Source organism: Desulfovulcanus ferrireducens (genome assembly GCF_018704065.1).
GTDB classification, from domain to species: Bacteria; Desulfobacterota; Desulfovibrionia; order Desulfovibrionales; family Desulfonatronovibrionaceae; genus Desulfovulcanus; species Desulfovulcanus ferrireducens.
Genome location: NZ_JAGUQP010000022.1, coordinates 1 through 6,518, shown reverse-complemented (window position 1 = coordinate 6,518; position 6,518 = coordinate 1). Strand labels below are relative to the sequence as shown.

The window sequence follows — 6,518 nt, the reverse complement described above, 5'->3', positions numbered from 1 at the left end:
ATAGTATCGTCACCAGCCAAACCTGTGAGAACATTGGCCGCAGAGTTGCCCCGGATTACGTTATTCAACTCGTTGCCGATGCCGTTGATCTCGGCAGAACCGATCAAGGTCAGGTTCTCCACATTATCGGTCAAGGTATAAGTAATGGAGGACTGGACAAGATCGGTGCCCTCGTTCACGTTCTCCGTAACAATATCACCGACATTATCCACAACATAGGTATCGTTACTGCTGCCACCGGCCATGGCATCTCCATCGCTGCCGCCGTCCAGGGTATCGCTGCCCGCATTGCCGAAGAGTTGGTCCGAGCCCCCTTGGCCATAGAGCCGGTCATTGCCGTCACCGCCGATCAGGGTATCGTCGCCCGTATTGCCGTACAGAGTGTCGTTGCCGCCCTGACCATCAATGACATTGTTGCCCGTGTTGCCGGTAATTACGTTATTGAGATTGTTGCCGGTACCGTTCAAGTCAGCCGTACCAGTCAGGGTCAGGTTCTCGACATTATCGGTCAAGGTATAGTCGATACTGGAGCGCACATGGTCGGTGCCCTGGCCATAGGTCTCACTCACCACGTCGCCGACATCATCTACCACATAGGTTATCGTTACCATAGCCACCGCTCATAGCATCGGCGCCCGTCCCGCCATCCAGGGTATCGTGGCCGGAGTTACCGATCAGGGTATCGTTGCCCTCCAAGCCCCGCAGGGTGTTGTTACGGATGTTGCCGACAATCACATTGTCTAGCGCATTACCGGTGCCGTTAATGTATCCATAGCCGGTGAGGGTCAGGTTCTCTACGTTGTGGGTCAACGTATAGCTGATGCTCGACTTAACTGTATCCGTGCCTTGGCCTTCAAGTTCGGTTACCACGTCGCCCGTATTGTCGACGATATACATATCGTTGCCGGTCCCGCCGCTCATGGCGTCACCGCCTGTACCGCCATCGAGTTGATCATTGCCTTCGCCGCCAAGCAGGGTATCATTGCCGGACTGGCCATAAAGCCGGTTGTCTGCCGTATTGCCGATAATGACATTATTGAGGTTGTTGCCCATGCCGTTAATGTTTGCCGTACCGGTCAGGGTCAGGTTCTCCACGTTGGCAGACAAGGTGTGGCTCACCGAGGAATAGACCAGGTCGGTGCCGGCATTGGCTCCTTCTGTGACCCGATCGCCTGTGTTGTCGGCAATGTAAGTGTCGTCGCCTGCACCACCGGCCATGGCGTCGGCTCCAGTGGCACCATCGATAAGGTTGGCCCCGCTATTACCGATAATAGTGTTATTCAGATTATTTCCGGTGCCGTCGATGTCGGCCGAGCCGGTCAGGGTGAGGTTTTCCACATTGTCAGACAGGGTGTAGTCCGTAGAGGCAAACACGGTGTCCGTGCCCTCGCCCGCATTCTCTACTACCGTATCAACCGTGTTATTGACAATGTAGGTGTCGTTGCCACCCATGCCGGAGAGCACGTTAATACCGCTATTGCCGGTGATGGTATTGTCCATGGCATTACCGGTTCCGGCAAGGTCCGCACCACCGGTCAAGGTCAGATGCTCGACATTATCGCTTAGGGTATAGTCGACTGAGGCAAGCACGGTGTCGACTCCCTCTCCCAGGTTCTCCACAACCAAGTCAGCAGTCTCGTCCACCACATAGGTATCGTTGCCAACACCGCCACTCATGGTGTCGATGCCGCTGCCGCCGTCCAGAACATTATCGCCGGTATTACCGGTCAGGGCATTGGCCAGCCCATTACCAGTACCATCAAGATTCTCCTCACCGGTAAGAACGAGATTCTCGACGTTATCGGCCAGGGTGTGACTGATACTCGCCTCAACGGTATCGATTCCCTCTTCCGCCTGCTCAATCACCACGTCTGCGGCGTTATCAACGACATAGGTATCATCACCTGCCCCGCCGGACATGGTGTCCGCCCCTTCCGCACCGTCAATACGGTTAACGCCACTGTTGCCGCTGATGGAGTTGTCCAGGATGTTACCGGTACCACTGATATCAGCCGTGCCGGTCAACTCCAGGTTCTCAACATTATCGCCGAGGGTATAATCGATGCTCGCCCGGACAGTATCAGTTCCCTCGCTCTCAAGCTCGGAAACCTCGTCACCGACATTGTCCACCACATAGGTGTCATCTCCGAGGCCACCCATCATGGCATCTGCGCCTATGCCACCGTCAAGCAAGTCATTGCCTCTGTTGCCGGTGAGGGTATTATCCTGCGCATTGCCGGTGCCGGATAGGTTGGCGTTGCCGGTCAACTTCAAGTTCTCTACGTTGTCGGTCAGGGTGTAATCGATGCTTGCCCGAACGGTATCCGTACCTTCGTTGAATCTTTCAGTGACAAGGTCGCCACCGTTGTCCACCACATAGGTGTCGTCACCTGTACCACCGGCCATAGCATCAGCCCCGGTGCCACCATCAATAATATTAGCGCCGCTATTGCCGATGACGGTATTGTCCAAGTCATTGCCGGTACCGTTGATGTTGCCTGTACCAGTGAGGGTGAGATTTTCCACATTGTCGGACAGGGTATGGCTGGCGCTGGCCTGCACATTGTCAACGCCTTCGTCAAGCCCCTCGACCACTACGTCACCCGTATTGTCTACGATATAGGTGTCATTGCCAATGCCGCCAGCCATGGTGTCTGCCGCCCTGCCGCCATCAAGCAGGTCGTTCCCCTCCAGCCCGGTGAGCGTATTGGCCCCTCTGTTGCCAATGATTACGTTGTCGAGTTCATTGCCTGTGCCGTCAATGGCTGCCGTGCCGGTGAGCGTTAAATTCTCGACGTTATCGGTCAGGGTATATGTAATGGAAGATTCGACGGTATCGGTGCCTTCACCTACGTTTTCGATGACCGCATCACCTGCGTCATCCACCACATAGGTATCGTCGCCGGTGCCGCCAAACATGGTGTCTGCTACCGCATCACCATCCAGGGTGTCGTTGCCGTCCAGGCCGGTCAGGGTATTGGCAGCCGCGTTGCCGATGATAACATTGTCAAGCTCATTTCCGGTTCCGTCAATGGCTTCCGTACCGGTCAGAGTCAGGTTGTCCAGGTTGTCTGACAGCGTCCAGGTAAGATTTGCCTGCACCGTGTCCACGCCCTCGTTAACTGCTTCGGCAGTAGTGTCGGCCAAACTGTCCACTACATAGGTGTCATCACCCCGGCCGCCGATGAGGGTGTCCGCACCGCCGGCGCCATTCAGGGTGTCGTTGCCGTCCAGGCCGGTGAGTGTGTTGTCCGCCGCCGTGCCGGTAATGACGTTGTTCAACGCGTTGCCCTTACCGGTGAGGGCATCGCCGGTAAGGGTGAGGTTCTCCACGTTGGCACCCAAGGTGTAGTCGAAGGGGCTGACCACAGTGTCGGAGCCTCGGCCTGCCTGTTCGGTCACCGTGTCGCCTGTGTTGTCGAGGATGTAAGTATCGTTGCCTGCGCCGCCAGCCATGCTATCCGCACCCAGGCCGCCGTCAAGGACGTTACTGCGATAGTTGCCGACCAGTTCATTGTCCAGCTCGTTACCGGTGCCGTCAATATTTGCCGAGCCGGTCAAAATGAGATTTTCAACATTGGTGCCCAGGGTATAATTAATAGAAGACTTGACAGCATCAGTGCCCTCGCCGGCGTTCTCGGTCACAACGTCGCCTCCATTATCGACCACGTAAATGTCGTCACCGGTGCCACCCAGCATGGTGTCAGCTCCAGCACGACCATCCAAAGTATCGTTGCCGGACAAGCCCGTCAGGGTATTAGCCGCGCTGTTGCCGGTGATAACATTGTCAAGTTCATTGCCTGTGCCGTCAATGGCTGCCGTGCCGGTGAGCGTTAAGCTCTCCACGTTGTCGGTCAGGGTATAATTAATAGAGGACTTGACGGTATCGGTGCCTTTACCTACGTTCTCGATGACCGCATCACCTGCGTCATCCACCACATAGGTATCGTCGCCGGCGCCGCCAAGCATGGTATCCGCACCCACACCGCCATTCAGGGTGTCGTTGCCGTCCAGGCCGGTGAGAGTGTTATCCGCCGCTGTGCCGGTAAGGACATTGTTCAGTTCATTACCCGTGCCGTCCACCGCATCGGTGCCGGTGAGGGTGAGGTTTTCGACGTTCGCGCCGAGGGTGTAGTCAAGATGGGTGTGAACCGTGTCCGTGCCTTCACCTACGTTCTCAATGACAGTGTCGGCCAGAGTATCAACCACGTAGGTGTCGTCCCCGGTGTTGCCGGCCATCACATCCGCTCCCGCCCCGCCGTCCAGCAGGTCATGGCCTGCTCCGCCGCTGAGGCTATCGTTGCCGTCCAGGCCGTACAGGCTGTTGTTGCCGCTGTTGCCGGTGATAATATTGTCCATTTCATTACCGGTGCCGCTGGAAGAGCCGGTACCTGCCAGAGTCAGGTTTTCCACGTTATCGGCAAGCGTATAGCTAACGTGGGATTCCACTGTATCCACGCCTTCACCAACTGCTTCAATCACAGTATCACCTGCACTATCAACCACATAGGTGTCATCGCCTGTACCGCCGGTCATTGTGTCGTTACCAGTTCCGCCATTAAGCAGGTCGTCGCCCGCCTCCCCATAGAGCACGTCGTCGCCCGCGCCGCCTACGAGGATGTCGTTAGCGTCGGTGCCTACAAGGGTGTCCGCCTCGTCGCCGCCCAATTGCAGGGTGTTAAGATCCAGGTTCTTGCCATCGGCAAAACGCAAGGTATCCACCCGATGGACATCAGCGGCCAAACTGCCGAACCAGTTGGCAATGGAAATACGATCGCTGCCATTGCTGTGGGCAAAGACCAGCTTGTCGCCTTCGGCGTAAATGTCCAGATCACCTGCGAGAATACCGGGGCCGAATTCCAGAGTGTCTGTTCCGGTATCGCCGTGGCTCTCGAGAATGGTGTCCATCCCGTCTCCAGAGTTGAAGACGTAGGTGTCACCACCTGCGCCGCCATAAAGCACGTCGTTGCCCGTGCCGCCATTCAGAATGTCGTCGCCATCACCGCCCAGAACGAGATCGTTACCACCCTGGCCATTAAGCACAGCTCCGGAATCAGCACCGATTACCGCCTCACTCGCACCGGTACCGTCGCCCTGGGTCCGCAAGCCTGGATAGCCAAAATCACCGAGCGCGGCCACAATGGCAGGCACAAGGGTCGGATCAACGGTATTGTTGACAGCCTCTGCCAGCCAGCCTCTGAGTTGCCCGTATCCATCCCAGCCCATGCCGTTGAGGTCGGTGCCAACAATGCGCTGCAGGTCCAGCAGGTCTCGCACCGCTTCGCCGGGAGCGGTATCGTAGCGGGCCTGGAAGGCAGCTCCGGTATCGCTGAAGTCGATGACAAGTCCGGTCTCGCCAGCCGTGAGGCTGATAACATCGAGGTAGGGCTTGAGGCGGGTCTGCAACAACAGGCCGTCATAGACAGACTGACGCAGAGCGTCATACGCTTGATTGAGAAAACTCAGGCGCGCGTTGAACAGGTTAATAGAGACCCTTTCCGCGCCTTCGGCCGGAGTACCAAACGGTCGGCCGTTGAAACGTTCCAGGGTCTGGAGCTTGGTCATCCAGGCGTCATAACCGGCGCTCCCTTTAGTTTGACCGGCAATCACCACGTTGGTCTCCACCCCGCCGTAAGCGCCGTCGCCGGTGACGGCAAGGTCCGAAGTCTTGCCCCATTCGATGATGAGTTGATCCAGGAGAGCAAGCTGTTCAGAGCGGGTGGCCGCCTGAGCGTATTGGCTGACCAAACCAGCGAGAGTTCCGGCGAAAGGCTGGCTGCTTCGCGCAGATCGCGCACTCGGCCAGAGCCGCTCATGCTCGGCAAAGCCTCGGCTTCCGGGGTGAGCGGAATGGTGTCGGCAAACTCGCTGTGAAAGGTGTCTTCAAGCAGGTCGATGTCGCCCATCTCGGCGCTGACGTTGCCCATCTCGCCGCTGCTGCCGTCGGTACGTACAAAGCTGCCCAGATCAGCCAAGAGATTGCCATCCGGCAGGGGTTGGGAATTCTCGGTCTTGGCAACGTTGATGGCCGCAATACCAGCCTCGTCAAGACTCTGCAACTCACCATCCTGGCTCACGCCATCGCTGTTGAGGTCACGCCATACGCGCAGGTCGGCGAAGTTGGCGTCGTTGGCATCGACCACTCCATCCCCGTTGGTATCCTCCTGGGCCAGAGCAGCAAAGCCGTCTTCAGTTGTGCCTACCACTTTGCCCTCACTATCCATGAGCGGGGTGGAGTCGCCGAACAGCTCAGTGCCATTGTCAATCGTGCCGTTACCGTTGCGGTCCAATACCAGAAATCCGTCGTCGGGCTTGATCCAGCCGGTGGCGGTCTTCACCCCATCAGCGTCGTGGTCGAAGAGGATGGGGTTGGCTGGATCGAAACCCACTGTTTCCAGGCCGTCGCCGTCAAGGTCGAGGGTCAGGGGGTCACGGCGTTGAATGGCGGCTTGGGCGGAGTTGAAAAAGTCGGAAATCCAACCACTCAACTCATGATCTAGGCCGCGTAGGGCATCCGC

General features: G+C 57.4%; 3 protein-coding genes. All 3 read right to left on the bottom strand.

The features are described 5' to 3' along the window. Positions 1-611 (bottom strand): calcium-binding protein (locus tag KFV02_RS08475; protein WP_289510129.1); only part of this gene is annotated, 611 nt, incomplete at its 3' end. Next, positions 583-5,226, bottom strand: a complete 4,644-nt coding sequence (locus KFV02_RS08470) for a beta strand repeat-containing protein (RefSeq protein WP_252381142.1) — start codon at positions 5,224-5,226, stop codon at positions 583-585. The genes KFV02_RS08475 and KFV02_RS08470, both read right to left, overlap by 29 nt. Before the next feature lie 380 nt (positions 5,227-5,606). Continuing rightward, the coding region (locus tag KFV02_RS08465) for an SPM autocatalytic domain-containing protein (RefSeq protein WP_491893147.1) at positions 5,607-6,518 on the bottom strand (912 nt) is incomplete at its 5' end.